Origin of the sequence: Saccharopolyspora hattusasensis, assembly GCF_050972075.1 — a bacterium.
Classification (GTDB): Bacteria; Actinomycetota; Actinomycetes; order Mycobacteriales; family Pseudonocardiaceae; genus Saccharopolyspora; species Saccharopolyspora hattusasensis.
Genome location: NZ_JBPCDC010000001.1, coordinates 109,301 through 125,459 on the forward strand (window position 1 = coordinate 109,301; position 16,159 = coordinate 125,459).

The 16,159-nt window shown below is 68.5% G+C and carries 15 protein-coding genes and 1 pseudogene; 6 read left to right on the forward strand and 10 right to left on the reverse strand.

The window, feature by feature from the left end:
* The first annotated feature begins 152 nt into the window (after nt 1-152).
* A complete protein-coding gene (locus tag ACRXBZ_RS00590) occupies nt 153-701 on the forward strand; it encodes a type 1 glutamine amidotransferase domain-containing protein (protein ID WP_168588952.1) in 549 nt (182 codons plus the stop codon).
* Nucleotides 702-776: 75 nt separating this feature from the next.
* Here ACRXBZ_RS00590 and ACRXBZ_RS00595 read toward each other — a convergent pair whose 3' ends face one another.
* Both ACRXBZ_RS00595 and ACRXBZ_RS00600 read right to left on the reverse strand, forming a co-directional pair.
* Complete coding sequence (locus ACRXBZ_RS00595) at nt 777-1,886, reverse strand: NDMA-dependent alcohol dehydrogenase (RefSeq protein WP_168588953.1); 1,110 nt, start codon at nt 1,884-1,886, stop codon at nt 777-779.
* A gap of 16 nt (nt 1,887-1,902) precedes the next feature.
* Nucleotides 1,903-2,124: an aldehyde dehydrogenase family protein gene (locus ACRXBZ_RS00600; protein ID WP_433877267.1), complete on the reverse strand. Its 222-nt coding sequence runs from the start codon at nt 2,122-2,124 to the stop codon at nt 1,903-1,905.
* A gap of 313 nt (nt 2,125-2,437) precedes the next feature.
* Between ACRXBZ_RS00600 and ACRXBZ_RS00605 the strand changes: the two are divergent.
* Nucleotides 2,438-3,325 (forward strand): annotated as a pseudogene (locus ACRXBZ_RS00605) (AMP-binding protein); the annotation flags it as partial.
* A gap of 41 nt (nt 3,326-3,366) precedes the next feature.
* Here ACRXBZ_RS00605 and ACRXBZ_RS00610 read toward each other — a convergent pair.
* From ACRXBZ_RS00610 to ahcY, 3 genes are all read right to left on the reverse strand, one after another.
* Nucleotides 3,367-3,966: a CehA/McbA family metallohydrolase gene (locus ACRXBZ_RS00610; protein ID WP_433877268.1), complete on the reverse strand. Its 600-nt coding sequence runs from the start codon at nt 3,964-3,966 to the stop codon at nt 3,367-3,369.
* A 64-nt stretch (nt 3,967-4,030) separates the two neighbouring features.
* Nucleotides 4,031-4,405 carry an MmcQ/YjbR family DNA-binding protein gene (locus tag ACRXBZ_RS00615; RefSeq protein ID WP_433877269.1) on the reverse strand — a complete coding sequence of 125 codons (375 nt, stop codon included), beginning with the start codon at nt 4,403-4,405 and terminating at the stop codon, nt 4,031-4,033.
* A 167-nt stretch (nt 4,406-4,572) separates the two neighbouring features.
* The gene (ahcY, locus tag ACRXBZ_RS00620) at nt 4,573-6,033 is read right to left on the reverse strand and encodes an adenosylhomocysteinase (protein ID WP_433877270.1); all 1,461 of its coding nucleotides are present in this window, start codon (nt 6,031-6,033) and stop codon (nt 4,573-4,575) included.
* A gap of 819 nt (nt 6,034-6,852) precedes the next feature.
* Between ahcY and ACRXBZ_RS00625 the strand changes: the two genes are divergently transcribed.
* The 4 genes from ACRXBZ_RS00625 to ACRXBZ_RS00640 are packed head-to-tail and all read left to right on the forward strand — an operon-like array spanning nt 6,853 to nt 9,400.
* The gene (locus ACRXBZ_RS00625; protein WP_433877271.1) at nt 6,853-7,602 is read left to right on the forward strand and encodes a type VII secretion target; all 750 of its coding nucleotides are present in this window, start codon (nt 6,853-6,855) and stop codon (nt 7,600-7,602) included.
* 15 nt (nt 7,603-7,617) lie between these two features.
* Nucleotides 7,618-8,682: a CHAP domain-containing protein gene (locus ACRXBZ_RS00630; protein ID WP_433877272.1), complete on the forward strand. Its 1,065-nt coding sequence runs from the start codon at nt 7,618-7,620 to the stop codon at nt 8,680-8,682.
* Complete coding sequence (locus ACRXBZ_RS00635; RefSeq protein ID WP_433877273.1) at nt 8,682-8,978, forward strand: YbaB/EbfC family DNA-binding protein; 297 nt, start codon at nt 8,682-8,684, stop codon at nt 8,976-8,978. Before ACRXBZ_RS00630 ends, ACRXBZ_RS00635 begins: the two co-directional genes overlap by 1 nt.
* Nucleotides 8,978-9,400: a hypothetical protein gene (locus ACRXBZ_RS00640; protein ID WP_433877274.1), complete on the forward strand. Its 423-nt coding sequence runs from the start codon at nt 8,978-8,980 to the stop codon at nt 9,398-9,400. The genes ACRXBZ_RS00635 and ACRXBZ_RS00640 overlap by 1 nt, the downstream gene beginning before the upstream one ends.
* 174 nt (nt 9,401-9,574) lie before the next feature.
* On the opposite strand, the gene ACRXBZ_RS00645 is transcribed toward ACRXBZ_RS00640, so the two are convergent.
* From ACRXBZ_RS00645 to ACRXBZ_RS00665, 5 genes are all read right to left on the reverse strand, one after another.
* Nucleotides 9,575-10,996, reverse strand: a complete 1,422-nt coding sequence (locus ACRXBZ_RS00645; RefSeq protein ID WP_433877275.1) for a selenium-binding protein SBP56-related protein — start codon at nt 10,994-10,996, stop codon at nt 9,575-9,577.
* Between the two features lie 98 nt (nt 10,997-11,094).
* A complete protein-coding gene (locus ACRXBZ_RS00650) occupies nt 11,095-11,379 on the reverse strand; it encodes a DUF1540 domain-containing protein (RefSeq protein ID WP_433877276.1) in 285 nt (94 codons plus the stop codon).
* Nucleotides 11,380-11,582: 203 nt separating this feature from the next.
* On the reverse strand, nt 11,583-12,383 hold the full coding sequence (locus ACRXBZ_RS00655; RefSeq protein ID WP_433877277.1) for an AMP-binding protein: 801 nt from the start codon (nt 12,381-12,383) through the stop codon (nt 11,583-11,585).
* Between the two features lie 148 nt (nt 12,384-12,531).
* Nucleotides 12,532-14,949 (reverse strand): ATP-dependent helicase HrpB, encoded by a 2,418-nt coding sequence (gene hrpB, locus ACRXBZ_RS00660; RefSeq protein ID WP_433883771.1) that lies wholly within the window; start codon nt 14,947-14,949, stop codon nt 12,532-12,534.
* A gap of 187 nt (nt 14,950-15,136) precedes the next feature.
* A complete protein-coding gene (locus ACRXBZ_RS00665) occupies nt 15,137-16,147 on the reverse strand; it encodes a DivIVA domain-containing protein (protein WP_433877278.1) in 1,011 nt (336 codons plus the stop codon).
* Nucleotides 16,148-16,159 lie beyond the last annotated feature (12 nt).

Sequence of the window (16,159 nt, forward strand, 5' to 3'; positions counted from 1 at the left end):
CAGATGGCTGTCCGCCGATGTCAGTCCGCAACGGCGGCGTCGCCGAGTTGCGTGCCGGACACGGCGGCGCACCCTGGAACTGGCCGGTACCCGCGAGTCGAGCCGGTGCCAGAAATCGCGCAGCAGATCCACATCGGGAAAGGTGATCGAACATGGCGAACGAACTGCGCGGCCGCCGGGTGGCCATCCTCGCCGCCGACGGTGTCGAGCAGGTCGAACTCGAACAGCCGCGCCAAGCCGTGGAGCAGGCCGGCGCCGAGGCCGAGCTGGTTTCGGTGCACGCAGGCCAGATCCAGGCGATGAACCACGACATCAACCCGGGCGACCGGTTCACCGTCGACCGGGAGATCTCCGAGGCCTCGGCCGACGACTACGACGCGTTGATCCTGCCCGGCGGCACGATCAACCCGGACAACCTCCGGCGCGACGCACGCGCGGTGGAGTTCGTCCGGAGCTTCGTGAACTCGGGCAAGCCGGTCGGCGCAATCTGCCACGGGCCCTGGACGCTCGTGGAGGCCGACGTGGTGCGGGACCGCAAGCTGACGTCGTTCCACAGCATCCGCACCGACATCCGCAACGCCGGCGGCGAGGTCGTCGACGAGGAGGTCGTGGTCGACCACGGGCTGGTGACCAGCCGCAGCCCGCGCGACCTGCCCGCGTTCAACAACAAGATCGTCGAAACCTTCGCCCAGGGCACCTGATCGCTGCCGTTCCGACGAACTGCGGCGCCCGCAGGTGCTTCTGGTGCGAAGCAGCCGCGGGCGCCGGCAGACGGATCAGTCGTGCACGATCACACCGCGGATGTTCTTGCCGTCGCGCAGGTCCTGGTAGCCCTCGTTGACCTGCTCCAGCGTGTAGCGCGTCGTGATCAGCTCGTCGAGCTTGAGCATCCCGGCGTCGTAGAGGCGCAGCAGCCGCACGATGTCGTACTGCGGGTTGGACGAGCCGAAGAGCGTGCCCTTGATGGTCTTCTCGTTCAACGTCAGGTCCGCGCCGGAGACGTGCACCGTGAGCTTCGCCGGATCGGCGAGGCCGGTGATGACGACGGTGCCGCCCTTCCCGATCGCCGCGGTCGCCTTCGACACCACGGTCTCGTCGACCGTCCCGACCAGGATCAGCGCCGCATCCGCGCCCTGACCCCAGGTCAGCTCGGTGACCTTCGCCTGGGCCTCGTCGGCATCCGCGAACGCGTGCGTGGCACCGAACTTCAACGCCGTTTCCCGCTTGAACCCCAGGGGATCGACGACGACCACGTACTTGGCCCCCGCCTGAACCGCGCCCTGCACGGCGTTGATGCCCAGCCCGCCGATGCCGTAGATGATCACGGTGTCACCGGCCCGGACGCTGCCGGCGTTGACCGCGGTGCCCCAACCGCTGGGCACCCCGCAGCCGACCACCACTGCGGTCTCCAGCGGCAGCCAATCGTCCACCTTGACCACCGAGTGCTGCGAGATCGTCGCCCGTTCGGAGAAGGTGCCCAGCATGCACATGGCACCGAAGTCCTGGCCTTCGCCGTGGAAGCGGAACGTCCCGTCGGGCATGGACCCGGCGAGAATCGTCGCGCCCATGTCGCACAGGTTCTGCCGACCGGTCGAGCAGTAGCGGCAGGTGCCGCAGTTGGGGATGAAGCTGCACACCACGTGGTCGCCGGGCTTGACCTTAGTGACACCGGGCCCCACTTCCTCGATGACCCCGGCGCCCTCGTGCCCGCCGACGATCGGATACCGGGGCTGCAGGTCGCCGTTCGTGAGGTGCAGGTCTGAGTGGCAGAGCCCGGCCGCGGTGTACTTGATCAGGACCTCGCCTGGCCCCGGGCCGTCCAGGTCCAGCTCGATGATCTCGAACGGCTTGCCCACTTCCCGCAGGACCGCTGCCTTGGTCTTCACGTCCGAATTCCTCCGATCACAGCGCCACGCTGACTGCTTTGGTCTGGGTGTAGAGGTCGATCGCGTCCGGCCCCAACTCTCGCCCCCAACCGGACTGCTTGAAACCTCCGAAGGGAAGCGCGGTGTCGAAACCGTTGTACTGGTTGATCCAAACAGAACCCGCCTTGAGCCGCATGGCGACCCGGTGCGCCTTTGAGGTGTCCCGGGTCGAAGGTGGGCCCCGAGGCCGCGCGATCACCCGGGCATCCGAGGACCAGTACCGGTTGTCCCTGCGGTGTCTGGGTGCTCCAGAAGACCAGTCTCACCATCCGCGCTATCGGATAACGTCTGGCCGCGCCATGGCGGGAAGCGGCGGGGGCGTGTTCGCGGCTATGCGGATCGCGACGAGCGTTTCGGCAAGCGAAGAACACCCGTGAGTGTTTGTGGGTGCTATAGCACGCAAAAACGCTCACGGGTGTTCTTCCGCCACGCGAAGGTGGCCATCGGCAGACGTGCCCACCAGCGTCGGTTGCGGCGTCGGCCAGGTGTGACCCGGACACGACCAGAGGATCATGAGCATCGCTTTTCGGGAGGCAAAGGTGGCGACCGAGCAGCTGTCCTACGACTCGGGTGTTTCCGAGGTGCCGTTGTTGGGGGAAACGATCGGCGCCAACCTCGATCGATCGGTGGCGAAGTTCGGGGACCGGGACGCGCTGGTGGAATGCGCCTCGGGGCGGCGGTGGACGTACCGGGAGTTCGGCGCGGCGGTGGACTCGCTGGCCGTGGGACTGCTGGATGCCGGGATCGGCAAGGGCGACCGGGTAGGGATCTGGTCGCCGAACCGGGCGGAGTGGACGCTGATCCAGTACGCCACGGCGAAGATCGGCGCGATCCTGGTCAACATCAACCCGGCGTACCGGGTGCACGAGCTGGAGTACGTGCTGAACCAGGCCGGGGTCCGGTTGCTGGTCTCCGCCCAGTCGTTCAAATCCTCCGACTACGCCGCGATGGTGGCGGAGGTCCGCCCCGCCGCGTCACTGGCGGCGATCGCGGTGGAGCGATGCACGTCGCTGTACGGGGTACCGACGATGTTCATCGCCGAGCTCGACCACCCGGACTTCGACTCCTTCGACCTATCATCGCTGCGCACCGGGATCATGGCCGGATCGCCCTGCCCGGTGGAGGTGATGAAGCAGGGCATCGACCGGATGGGCATGGCGGAGGTATCGATCTGCTACGGCATGACCGAAACATCGCCGGTGTCGATGCAGACCCGCGCCGACGACTCCCTGGAGCGCCGGGTTTCGACGGTCGGCCGGGTCGGGCCGCACCTGGAGGTCAAGATCACCGACCCGGCCACCGGACTGACCGTGCCGCGCGGCATGCCGGGCGAGTTCTGCACCCGCAGGTACTCGGTGATGCTCGGCTACTGGCAGCAAGACGACAAACCGGTCCGCGCGCCGGTCCGGTGCGCCACCGGAAGCGCGCGGGCCGAATTCCGTTACTTGGTCAGGAAAATCGGATTCGTCATCGCGACCATCCGACCGGCCCGGCGGACCTCGGCGCGCACCCAGCGCGTGTAGCGCGGGTAGGCCGTCCACCGCGTGGTGAGCGAACCTGTGGCGGACACCTCGGCGGTGTGCTCCGGCCCGACCTGGTCCAACAACCGAACGGTCGTGCCGGGCACGCCGCTGACGGTCAGCTCGAAGGTCACGGGGGTGCCGGTGTCCACCGCCAGCCGCTCACCGATGCCCGCAGTGCGGTGGCCTTCGGTTGCCGTGAAGTTCAGCTGCACGGCGGAGGATTCGGCCAACCACGAACGCCCCGCGCGCAGTCCGTCCAGCAGCGCCTCGCGCCGCAAGCTGTCCGCGAGCACCACGGTCTGGGGGCTGCCGACGGCGTGCTCTGGGTTGTGCGCATCGGAGTTGCCGATCAGCGGAATCCAGTGACCGGTGCGCAGCAGGCCGTCCCAGTGGTTGACCGCCGCTTCCTCCTCATAGGTCCAGTCCCGGTTCCACACCTCGACGAGATCCGCCAGCTCGTAGGCGAATTCGTAGGTGCAGCCGAAACAACTGGCGAACGGGTGCGCTGCGGTGACCAAGCCACCCGCCTGAACCTGGTGCGGCGGGCGGAGAAACTCCGGCGAATCGAGTGGTGAAGATACATCACTCCTCGCGGCTGAGCGCGCTCCAGCGCAACTTCTCCTGCTCGCGCTTCGGCAAGCCTGCGACGACGAGGTCGTAGGAATCCTCGATCATGTCCAGCACGAGCTGATCGGGCACGGAAGCGTCCACGACGACTGTGTTCCAGTGCCGCTTGTTGAGGTGGTAGCCGGGCGTGATGGCCGGGTGTTGCGCGCGCAGGTGCACCGCCAGCTCCGGTTCGCACTTGAGGCTCACCTTCAGCGGATCACCGCCCAGCCTGCTGATCGCGAAGATCTTCCCGGAGACCTTGAAAACGCTGTTCGTCTCGTCGAAGGGGAACTCTTCGCGCGTCCCGGCGAGCGCGAAGCATGCGTTCTTGAGCTCCTGCGGCGTCATCCGTGCAGCGTAGTGGGCGACCCTGAGACACCCTGCCTGGTGCGGGCCGACGAGCAATAATTTCGGTCAATACTGAATGGATAGTGACTATAAGCAATAATGGCGCGGCTTGAACGCGGAACCCGCCGCAGGCGCGGCGGCGCTGCGGCGGGTTCCGGGCAGTTCGATCAGTAGCGGTAGTGGTCGGGCTTGTAGGGGCCGTCGACGTCGACACCGATGTAGGCGGCCTGCTCCTTGGAGAGCTTGGTCAGCTTCACACCCAGAGCGTCCAGGTGCAGGCGGGCCACCTTCTCATCCAGGTGCTTGGGCAGCACATACACCTGCTTGTCGTACTCCCCCGGCTTGGTGAACAACTCGATCTGCGCGATCGTCTGGTTGGTGAAGGAGTTCGACATCACGAAGCTGGGGTGCCCGGTGGCGTTGCCCAGGTTCAGCAACCGGCCCTCCGACAACACAATGACCGAATGCCCGTCCTCGAACACGTACTCGTGGACCTGCGGCTTGATCTCCTGCTTACGGACACCAGGCGTTTTCTCCAACCCCGCCATGTCGATCTCGTTGTCGAAATGACCGATGTTGCCCACGATCGCCTGGTGCTTCATCCGCCCCATGTGCTCGGCGGTGATGATGTCGAAGTTCCCCGTCGTCGTGACGAAGATGTCAGCGATCTCCACGACATCTTCCAGCGTGGTCACCTGATAACCGTCCATCACCGCCTGCAACGCGCAGATCGGGTCGATCTCGGTCACGATCACCCGCGCACCCTGGCCCCGCAGCGACTCCGCCGAGCCCTTACCCACGTCGCCGTAACCGCACACCACCGCGACCTTGCCGCCGATGAGCACATCCGTGGCACGGTTGATGCCATCGATCAGCGAGTGCCGGCACCCGTACTTGTTGTCGAACTTCGACTTCGTCACCGAGTCATTGACATTGATCGCCGGGAACAACAGATCCCCGGTCTTGGCCAGCTCATACAGCCGGTGCACACCGGTCGTGGTCTCCTCGGTCACACCCTTGACCTCACCGGCGATCTTCGTGAACCGCTTGCCGTCCACGGCGACGCTGGCACGCAGCGTCTCCAGGATGACCTTGTACTCCTCCGGGTCATCATCTCCAGCCTGCGGCACCACCCCGGCAGCCTCGAACTCCACACCCTTGTGCACCAACAGCGTGGCGTCACCACCATCATCGAGGATCATGTTCGGACCCTCACCACCACCGAACTGGAACAACTGGTCGGTGCACCACCAGTACTCCTCCAGCGACTCACCCTTCCACGCGAACACCGACACACCCGCAGGCGCCTCCGGCGTCCCGTCCGGACCCACCACAACCGCAGCGGCGGCCTCGTCCTGGGTCGAGAAGATGTTGCACGACACCCACCGGACCTCGGCACCCAGCGCGACCAGCGTCTCGATCAACACCGCCGTCTGCACCGTCATGTGCAACGAACCCGCAATCCGCGCACCCCTCAACGGCTGCGAGCCCGCAAACTCCTCACGCGTCGCCATCAAACCCGGCATCTCATGCTCAGCCAACCGGATCTGATGCCGCCCGGCCTCAGCCAACCCCAGATCCCGGATAGCGAACTCCAGGCCGTTGACCTTCTGCAACTCGACGCTCATGACTACCTTTCCCTTGCAGAACTATTCATTCGGACACGACCATCCAAAGTGGAACGCCCGGACCGTCCGGCAACCCGTGTGCTCAGGCATGTGCGCGCCAACCGAGGTGCCCCACCAGACGGATTCGATGCGGCCCGGCTTCAATCGGACATTGAACGTGAAGGGCCGCTCCCGGGCCGGAATCTCAAGCCACTCATCAAAAAGGCACCTCCCGCAGGAGGCGCCCTTACCGTGGTCCTTGAGCCGCCTGCTGAGCGTGGCGGACGAAACGTCCGTTGCAGCGCCTCTCAGCCTGCGGTTGCGCCGTGCCGGCGCATCGTGTCGGTCAAACGCGGCGTGACGACATTCTGGAACCGCCCCGGGTGTTTGTCAACACGGCTCCAGCCCACCCCAGCACATGCGCGAAAACGCACGTCAGTCCGGGTTCGACCAAGAGCCACCGAACAGTACCAGGCCACACCGGCCGCACTGGCCACACCGCCCACGGTTACGCCCCCACCAACCCCACCACTCCCCTGCGCCACTCTCGACCAGAGCACCTGCGAGCAAGCCACGGCCAGTGGCCTGGCCTGCGCATGTCCGCTACAGATCTCAAGAGCGCGGTGGTGCCGTGCCGTCGGTCGAAAATCGCCCCGGGCGGCGACGTGGATTCAGCTTTCACGCCGATCTCCGCGCGATCCGTGCACGCCCAGGGCGATGCTTCCAATGCCTGCGAGGCATTGCGCCAGTCGTCGGAGCAAGGGCCGTCGCGCTAGTCCATCAGGGCTATGTGCAGGGCAAACTTGTCAACGGCGACGAGTTCGCGACCATACTGCCCGCGTGAGCGAACTAACAGCGGAGCAGATCGCCCAGCATGCTTACGATGCCGGTTTCCGCGGCAAGGCCCTGACCACGTCGGTGGCGGTTGCTCTCGCGGAGTCCAGCGGGAACGCCCGCTCCCACAACCCCACCCCGCCGGACGACTCCTACGGTCTGTGGCAGGTCAACATGCTCGGGGACATGGGCCCGGAGCGGCGCAAGCAGTTCGGGCTCGACTCGAACAAGGACCTGTTCGATCCGGACGAGAACGCCAAGGCCGCCTACGCGATCTCCAACCACGGCAAGTCGTTCGACCCCTGGTCGACCTACACCAACGGGGCCTACAAGAAGCACCTCGACGAAGCCGAGGCGGCGGCCAAGGCGGTCACCGGCAACGGCGGCAAGACCAAGGCGCCGGAGGGCTCCCCTGACGGTGGTGGGGGCAAGCCCGGCAGCGACGGATTCAAGGTGGCCCCGGACCATCTCCTCGCCTACACCAAGGAAGCCGACGACATCGCCGAGCAGCTGGCGAACACCGGCAAGAAGACCGTGCACTCCGTGACCGGCATTGCCAACGACAGCTTCGGCAAGGTCGGCCAGGAAACCGGCTTCTCCGCCGCCCTGGGCGATTTCAGCAAGAGCCTGGAAAAGCAGGTCAACGCGACCGGGGCGAACGCGCGCAAGCTGGGCGCGGCGACGACCGACGCCGCGAAGGCCTACCGGGACATCGACGAGGAATCCGCCAGAGAGCTCAAGAAATTCCTGACTTGATCCGAGGAGCCCGAAGTGGATGTTGATGGCATCGCATCGAGATTCGCCAGCGAATTGTTCACTCACCAGGGAAAGCTCGAAGGCAGGGCGGGCGAGGTGCAGCGCGCGCAGGCCGCCCTGGAGTCGGCGGCCAACGCCATCCAGCAACAGCGCGAGATGCATCAGAAGGCCGCCGGCAAGCTGCTGAGCAACTGGGAGAGCAAGGCCACGGATGGTTTCCAGAAGAAGGCGACTAAGTTCGACCAGGACCTCACCGTGACCGCAGAGGCCAGCGCCAAGGGCGCCAAGATCGTCGCGGAGGTCACCAAGGCGCTGGACGGCCGGCACAGCGCGGTCGGGTCGCTCGTCGAGGACTTCATCACCAAGGCAGGACAGGTCATCCAGGCCGGGATGGCCGTCGCCGGTGTCGCGGCACCGGCGGGACTGATGCGGGCGGTGGCCGAGGTCGCCGACCTCGCGGGCGGATACATCAAGCAGTCCGGCGGCGAGCTCAAGGACGCTCGCGACGAAATGGCGGAGGCGGCGCGGAAACTGCGCGCGCTGCTGGAGGAAGTGGACTCCGACGGCGTCGCCGATCCCGAGAAGCAGCCGCGCAAGCCGGGCGAAGACGGCGCCAAGGGCGGCGACGGCAGCCCCGGCAAGGGCAAGGGGTCCGGCAAAGCCGACGAGATCCTGGACAACGCCCGCAAGCACATCGGCTACCACGAGGGCCCGGACAACCAGAACAAGTGGGGCCCGACCGGGCAGCCCTGGTGCTCCTACTTCGCCACCTCGATGTGGCGGGAGGCCGGCGTGGACATCCCGAAGTACGGCTACACCGGGGACGTCTACAAATGGGGCGAACAGCAGGGCACCGCCTACGGCCAGAGCGACCTGCTCAAAAACGCCCAGCCCGGTGACGCGCTGCTGTTCGGCACCGGCCCCGGTCATGGCCAGAGCGAGCACATCGGGCTCATCGAGAAGGTCGAGGGTAACAAGATCACCACGATCGAGGGCAACTCCAGCGATCAGGTAGCCCGTCGCACCTACACGCTGCCCAAGGACGCCGACCGGTTCTACGGAGGGGTGCATCCGAAGTGATGATCATCGGACGTGCGCAGCGCAATGGGGTTTCGGTCGAGGTCGTCCCCGGTGGCGCGCTGCAGTCCCTGGAACTGGCCCCCGAGGCGCTGGAGCTCGGGGCCGCGCGACTCGCGGCCACGATCGAGGCGCTGGTCCGGGCTGCGGCGGCAAAGGCGAACCGGGCGGCCGGGGAAGCCATCCGCGAGGAGTCCGGCGAGCTGCACCCGGACGTCCTGGCCGCGTTAGGGCTCCCCCAGGACGACGCGGACGCCGACACCGACGACACAACCGCAGTAGAAGCCTGGAGGCGCTGATGGACGAACACAGCATCGACGAACTGATCGAGATCGCCGATGGGATGCCCCGGACGAACGGGCTCGCCGCGGGCTTGGACGCCGTTCGCGGAACCGCGCGCGGTGAAGGCGTTTCGCTGGCGGTGGACTTGCAGGGGATGCTGGTCGGACTCGAACTTGACGACCGGGCGCTCGCGCTGGGCCCCGCGGGGCTGGCCGCGGAGATTTCGCGGCTGAGCAACGAAGCGGGCACGGACTCCCTGCGGCAAGGCATGCTCGCGATCCAGGCCGGGTGCGGCGCGGAGGTCGCGGCCGTGGTCGGCGACTACTTGATCAGCATCGAGGGCGAAGCCGGGCAACCCGCGCCGGAACCGCCCTCGCGACCTGTCACCTGGGACGACGAGGACGTCCACTGGGGCAGCACAAAGACGGAAACCTGGTGACCGCTCACCCGGCGACCCGACCGCTAGCCGGTCGGGTCGCCGGGGACACGCCGCGGCGGGGAGCCCCGCGCGTTGCAGGCGAACGGGCAGGGGTAGTCCCAGGTGACGGCGAACGCAGTGGTCATTTCCGGGGCAACATCCTTGTCCTGCTTGGTTGTCCCGGGGGGAACGGGGTCAGGCTTGGCAGTACGAGTCCGAGGAGGCGTCGCCGCCCTGGAGGCGCACCTGGTGGACCCGCCGCCCGCGGAATTCGTCGCCGCGCGGAAAGAAGCGCTCGTCCACCGACAGGCCACCGCCGCCTTCCGGATCGGTGTCGATCTTGGCGAACCACGCGCCGACGCCGTCGGGGTAGAACTGGTCGTCCCACGATCCGTACAGCGAGTTCGTCAGGTAGATGCGCCGACCGTCGCGGCTGACCTCCACCATCTGCACCCCGCCCGTCAGCGGCTCGTCCGGCGCGGCCGGGTGTGGGACGCGCCCGGTGATCCCGCCGAGGCGGACCGACCCGGTCTCGCGGGGGTGCGCCGGATCGCTGACGTCGTACTGCTTCAGCTCGCCGGTGCCCCAGCAAGAGACGTAGAGGAACCGGTCGTCGACGGATAGGTTGATGTCGGTGACCAGCGGTGGCACCGCGCCGAAGGGCTTGAGCGCGGGCGGGAGCTCGTGGGCGGGAGCGGGCTCCGCGGGGATGCTGATCACCTTCTCCGCCTGCCAGTCGCCGCCTTCGCGGTGCCAGCGCCAGACCGACGCGGAAAGGTCCTCGGTGCTGATGACCACGCCGGCGAAGCCCCAGGTGGCGCCGGGATCGTGCGACGGGCGCAGCTCCAGCACCATCTGGTGCTGCGCGCCGAGGTCGACGCGCTGGAGGTGGCGCCCCGCGGCCAGGTCCCAGAAGTGCAGGGCGTGGCCGTACTCGTTGTTCAGCAGCAGTTCCGGAACGACCCCGTCCTCGATCATCGAGGGCGTGCCCCACTCGCTGGTGATCAAAGTGTTCTGGTTGAGGTGCCACCACGCGTCGTAGGCCAGGTGCTGCGGTCCCCGGTCGGTTTCCCACGCGCGCACGACGTCGAACGTGTCGTGGTCGAGCACCGCGATCCCGCCGGGCCCGTCGGCCCCGTCGGCGCCGCCGAGGCAGGACAGGTAGATCCCGTCCGGGCCGCAGTGCAGCGTGTGCGGCCGGGAGTAGCCGGCCTTGGCAGCGAGTTCGCCGGCCGCCACAGTCCGCACCAGCCTCGGCTGCCTCGGATCTGGGTGGGTGTCGTAGATGTGGATGTTCGACGATCGCAGTCCGGGTAGGAGCAGGTAGCGGCGCTGCAGGCCGTCGGTGTGGTGGCCGGCGTGGGCGAACGCGCTGCTGCACGCGTTCCAACCGAAGTGGTGAAGTTCGTCGCCTCGGGTCGGCAGGTCGGCCCAGCCGACCACCTGGCCGTAGGTCGCCGATTCCGGATCGGTGTCGACGACGGTGAGCGCGTCCGGTTGCTCACCGGCACGGTCGAACGCGACGACGTAGGCCAGTCGTTCGGCGGGCGCGGCGATGGCTTCGCCCGGGCTGCGGTAGAAGGTTGGATCGAGCTCGTGTTCGGCTGGAGAACTCATCTCGTCCCCTCGACAGAACGGTTTCGCCACTCAGCGTCTCGAACGCACAGCGGAGCGTCGAGACTTTTCCACATCGTAAGAACCGGCACGCGTGCGGCTCAAGCGGGCTGGTAGGTCAGGCAGTCCACGATGTCCTGCTCGTAGCCGACGGAGATGCCGGGTGCCTGGCATTCGAGGTGGTCGTTGTACCGGCAGTCGGACATCTTGCAGGCGCCCACGTGGCCGACCACGTCGGGCACGCCGCCTTCGACCGGAGCGGTGCAGAACGTGTCGCACTGCGCGCGGAGCGGATCGCCGATGGTGATGGCTAGGGCATGGCAGTTCTGGCCGTGGTTGAACGCGCAGTTATCGGCGGTGCACTTGTTCACCAGAGGCATTTCCATGATTCCCACCTGATTTCATCGGCAACAACCACCATGATGGGCCGGGCCCGGCGGCCCGGCATCAGATCCGGTGGGTGCCGAAGTCAGCCGACCGGTGGGTGCCGAAGTCAGCCGTCGGCCCGGCGCTGCCGGCGCAGCAGGAATCGCTGGATCTTGCCGCTCGGTGTTTTCGGGAGCTGTTCGACGAAGTGCACCGCGCGCGGCTAGGCCTGCGCGGCGAACTTGCGCTTCACCACTTGCTGGAGGTCCGCGACCAACGCCTCGTCGCCGGTGGCCCCGGCGCGGAGCACGACGTAGGCCTCCAGGACCTCGCCGCGGAGCGCGTCGGGCACGCCGATGACGGCCGCCTCCGCCACCGCGTCGTGGCGCACCAGGACGCTCTCGACGTCGAACGGGCCGATGCGGTACCCGGCCATGATGATCAAGTCATCGTCGCGGGAGGAGAAGAAGAACGCCCCGTCGGCGTCCCGCGTCCCGGCGTCGCCGGTGAGGTACCAGCGTCCGTCGGCGGAGAAGCGTTCGGCGGTCTTCTCCGGTGCGTCGGTGTAGGCGGAGAACCAGATGAGCGGGCTGTCCGCGACGCGGAGCGCGATGCGCCCGGCGGTGCCCGGGGGCGCCGGCTCGTCGCGGTCGTCGTGCAGCACGTCGGCGGACCATCCCGGCAGCACCGCGCCCATCGACCCCGGTTTGACCGGCTGGCGAACGCCGTCGGCCCAGCCGCTGACGATGACCATGCCGTGCTCGGTCTGGCCGTAGTGGTCGCGCACCGTCACGCCCAGTTGGTCTTCAGACCAGGACACGACCTCCGGGGTCAGCGGTTCCCCGGCCGAGGATGCACGGCGGAGCCGGATCCCGTCGGGAACCGCGGCCGCGCCGGTCCGCAGGCTGCGGTACACCGTGGGCGCGGCGGCGAAGTTCGTGACGCCGAATTCGCGCATAACCTGCCAGGTCAGCTCGGCCGAGAACCCAGCGTGCAGCAGGATGCTGCGCCCGCCTGCGGCCATGCGCTCCTTTGCCCCGGCATTGCCAGCGGTTACGCTCCGCGCCACACATCATGTCGCGATATCCCCGGAAGGGGTGAACGGATCGTGTACTTGCGCCCGGCTGATGGGGACGCCTTCCGGCAGTGCGCGGCGGCACGACGAGCCGGGTTCACCTCCGGGTGCGGCGGGTGGGGGTCGCGGTGGCGGGGTCTTCCGGCCACGGGTGCTTCGGGTAACGACCGCGAAGTTCCGCGCGCACCTGCTGGTACCCGCTGCGCCAGAACGAGCCGAGGTCGGCCGTGACCGCCGCCGGTCGCCCTGCCGGGGACAGCAGGTGCAGCACGACCGGGACCCGGCCGTCGGCGATGCGGGGCACGTGCTGCCAGCCGAAGACCTCCTGCAGCTTCACGGGCAGTGCGGGGCGGTCGTCCCGGTAGTCCACCTTGATGCGGGAGCCGGACGGGACCTCGATCCGATCCGGCGCGAGCTCGTCCAGCCGACCCGCGGCCGACCAGGGGATCAGCCGTCGCAACGCGACGCCCGCCGGAATCCGGAGATCGGCCCGCCGCCGGGCCGCCGAGAGCTCCGGCTCCAACCAATGGTCCACTGCGGACAGAAGCGCTCCGTCGTCGGTGGCGGGCCAGGGATCGCCGAGCGCGGCGTGCAGGAACCCGAGCCGCTGGCGCAGCCGCCGCGCATCTTCCTTCCAGGACAGCAGTTCCAGCCCCTCGGCACGCAGGCCCGCCAGCAGCGCCTTCCGGACTTCGGTGGGGTTTGGGTCGCGGATCGGCCGCTGGCTCAGGACGATCGCGCCGAGCCGCTCGATCCGGACCGCGCGCACATCGCCGTCGGCCCAGCCGATCTCGTCGCCGGTGGTCACCAGGGCGGGCGCCGCGCTCCGGGCCAGTTCCTCGTCTGCCGGCGCGGCCATGCGGACGGTGCCGTAAGCGCTGCCAGGGGCCCGGTCGGCGACAGCCACGACAAGCCATTCCGAGCCGCGCAACCCGGAGTTGCCGGGCAACTCCACCGCCGTGCCGGACGCCATCAGGTACACCGCCGAGTCCGCTCCCCGGCGCCGCGCGAGCCGCTCGGGCTGCGCAAGCGCGACGACCAGCGCCGCATCGTCGCGATCGGAGGTGCCGGGGTGCGGCTGCACCGACGCACGCAGCCTGCGGACCTCGCGGCGCCACCGATCGCTGCCCGGCGCGCCCCGCCGCAATCGGGAAAGTGCGGTTGTCACGTCGATTTCGTTGGTCAGGGCATCGTTGTCGAGGAGGGCGACGACCTCGGTGGCGATATCCACACCCGCCAGTTCGCGGCCGTCGAGCAAGGCCCGGGCCAGCCGCGGATGCAGGCCCAGTTCGGCCATCCGGCGGCCCCGGTCGGTCACCGCACCGGAGGGTTCCAACGCGCCGAGCCCGCGCAGCACCTCCCGGCCCGCCGCAAGCGCACCGGCGGGCGGCTTGTCCCACCACGTCAGCGCCGTCCCGTCAGGCGTTCCCCAGCACGCCAGTTCCAGGGCCAGCCGGGTCAGGTCCGCCGTCCGGATCTCCGGTTCCGGGTAGGCGGGCAGCGTGCTGTGCTCGTGCTCCGGCCAGCACCGGTACACCACCCCCGGCCCCTGCCGGCCGGCGCGGCCCGCCCGCTGCTCGGCCACCGCCGCCGACACCCGAACCGTGGCCAGCCCGGCCAGGCCGCGCCGGTTGTCCACCCTCGACACCCGGGAAAGGCCCGAATCCACGACGGCGCGCACCCCGGGCACGGTCAGGCTCGATTCCGCGACCGCCGTCGCCAGCACCACCCGGCGCCGCTCCCCCACCCGCAGCGCCGAATCCTGCTGCGCGTGGCTGAGCCGCCCGTGCAGCGGCAGAACGTCCACATCGGACCTATCGAGTTGGCCAGCGACGCGGCGGATTTCGGCGGCCCCGGGCAGGAACGCCAGCACATCGCCGTCTTGCTCGGCCAGCGCGGTGCGCACCGCCCGCGCCACGCAAGACTCGATCCGCTCGCCTCGCGCCGGCGGCAGGTACGCGGTTCGGACCGGGTGCGTCCGCGCGTGTGCCTCCAGCACCGGAGCGGCGCCGAGCAGTTCCGCCGCGCGGCCGGCCGCCACCGTGGCCGAGGTCGCCAGCACCTGGAGATCCGGCCGCAGACCGTCCCGTGCGTCCAGCAGCAACGACAGGAGGAGATCCGCGTCGAGATGCCGCTCGTGGCATTCGTCGAGCATCACCACGTCGACCCCGGACAATTCGGGGTCGGATTGCAGCCTCCGCACCAGCAGGCCGGAGGTCACCACCTCGACGACCGTTTCCGCACCACGACGGCGCTCGCCCCGAACCGAGTACCCCACGCGCTGCCCAATCTTCTCGCCGAGCAGACTCGCCATGCGCTCCGCCGCAGCCCGGGTAGCCAACCGCCGCGGCTCGGCGACCACGACGCGCAGGCCCTGCTCGGCAAGCGCCAACGGGACCAACGTCGTCTTCCCGGTGCCCGGCGGAGCCACCAGCACCGCCGTGCCGTGCTCGGAAAGAGCACGGGTGACGTCGTCGAGCACGGAACGCACGGGAAGATCCGGGAAGTCGAGCATAACGGCCCCATACTGCCATCCCGGCCAGCCGACGCCCGATGCCCGCTCGTCTAGGGCTACCAGCGCTTCGAGTAGGGCATCACCGCGATCGCGGTGCTGATCATCATGGTGCTGGTGCAGGCGGCCCAGTACCTGGGCAACTTGTTGTCCCGCAAGGCACTGCTCCGCTGACGCACTGGGCTCGTGATCAACCGCGTGGGCGTTCACCCCGGTTCCGTCCGGGGCGAACGCCCACCGGCGCTGGCGGGGCATCGCTATCCAGGCGGTCCGCGATGAGGCCCAGCAGCGATTCGACTTCCGCCTGGTCGTAGCCGGCGCCGGCTACGGGTTGCTCGCGGAAGACGACGGCCTGCACATCCTTCGAGGTCAACGTGTCGGTGCCGCGCAGGGTCGCGGCGACGCGGTCCAGGAAGTCGTCGACCTGGGCCTCGTCGTAGCCGGGCTTGTTCGCTGTCGAACCGCTCAGCACCACGCTGCCGATCGCCTCCGAGGTGAGCTGGGGCGTCTCCGGGCCCACCGGTCGCGGAAAGGCGCGGCCGATCGGGATGCGCCGCGTCGGAAGGTCCCCCTGGCGCGGTGTCATGTGCTTGATGATCGTGGAGACCATGACGAGGAAGGCGAAGACGCTGGCCTCCTGGTAACCCGGTTGGCCCGGCCCGGGAGGGTTGAACCGGACGCCCAGCACGTCCTGCGCGGTGAGCGTGTCAGCGCCACGGAGGGTGGCTTCGACGCGGTCCATGAACGCGTCGACCTCGGCCTTGTCCAGCGCGGACAGCGACGTCGCGTGGCCGTCGAAGACCTCGACACGTCCCGGTGGCACGCGCTCGGCGGCCCGCTGCGCCGGTTCGGGCCGCGGCGCCGCCACAGCCCGGTCGACGCGCCGGACCACAGTCTTCCGCTCGCTCGCCGTGCGGCTCCCCCGCTGCCCGCGGCGCTCGGACTCCCGCACCTCCAGCTTCATCAGGGTCAGCGCGATCTGGTCCAGGAACTCAGCTACTTGGGTCCTCTTGTAGGCCCGCCCAGGTTTGCCCGGGCTGAACCGGGCGGTAAGCACATCGCGTACGGTCACCAGCCGCTTCCCTCGCAGCGTCGCCTCGACGCGTTCGAGGAACTCGTCGACCTCTGCCTCGTCGAAGCCGCGGCTGCGCCGCCACGTCCTGGCGAACGCAACGTTGTGCACGTCGTCGGGGGTGAGCATTCCTCGTGCCTC

What these genes read in the sequence shown, in the direction of transcription:
- ACRXBZ_RS00590 (WP_168588952.1), top strand. Translation starts at nt 153, where the DNA reads ATGGCGAACGAACTGCGCGGCCGCCGGGTGGCCATCCTCGCCGCCGAC.
- ACRXBZ_RS00615 (WP_433877269.1), bottom strand. Translation starts at nt 4,405, where the DNA reads ATGACGCCGCAGGAGCTCAAGAACGCATGCTTCGCGCTCGCCGGGACG.
- ahcY (WP_433877270.1), bottom strand. Translation starts at nt 6,033, where the DNA reads ATGAGCGTCGAGTTGCAGAAGGTCAACGGCCTGGAGTTCGCTATCCGG.
- ACRXBZ_RS00635 (WP_433877273.1), top strand. Translation starts at nt 8,682, where the DNA reads ATGATCATCGGACGTGCGCAGCGCAATGGGGTTTCGGTCGAGGTCGTC.
- ACRXBZ_RS00640 (WP_433877274.1), top strand. Translation starts at nt 8,978, where the DNA reads ATGGACGAACACAGCATCGACGAACTGATCGAGATCGCCGATGGGATG.
- ACRXBZ_RS00645 (WP_433877275.1), bottom strand. Translation starts at nt 10,996, where the DNA reads ATGAGTTCTCCAGCCGAACACGAGCTCGATCCAACCTTCTACCGCAGC.
- ACRXBZ_RS00650 (WP_433877276.1), bottom strand. Translation starts at nt 11,379, where the DNA reads ATGGAAATGCCTCTGGTGAACAAGTGCACCGCCGATAACTGCGCGTTC.
- ACRXBZ_RS00655 (WP_433877277.1), bottom strand. Translation starts at nt 12,383, where the DNA reads ATGGCCGCAGGCGGGCGCAGCATCCTGCTGCACGCTGGGTTCTCGGCC.
- hrpB (WP_433883771.1), bottom strand. Translation starts at nt 14,949, where the DNA reads ATGCTCGACTTCCCGGATCTTCCCGTGCGTTCCGTGCTCGACGACGTC.
- ACRXBZ_RS00665 (WP_433877278.1), bottom strand. Translation starts at nt 16,147, where the DNA reads ATGCTCACCCCCGACGACGTGCACAACGTTGCGTTCGCCAGGACGTGG.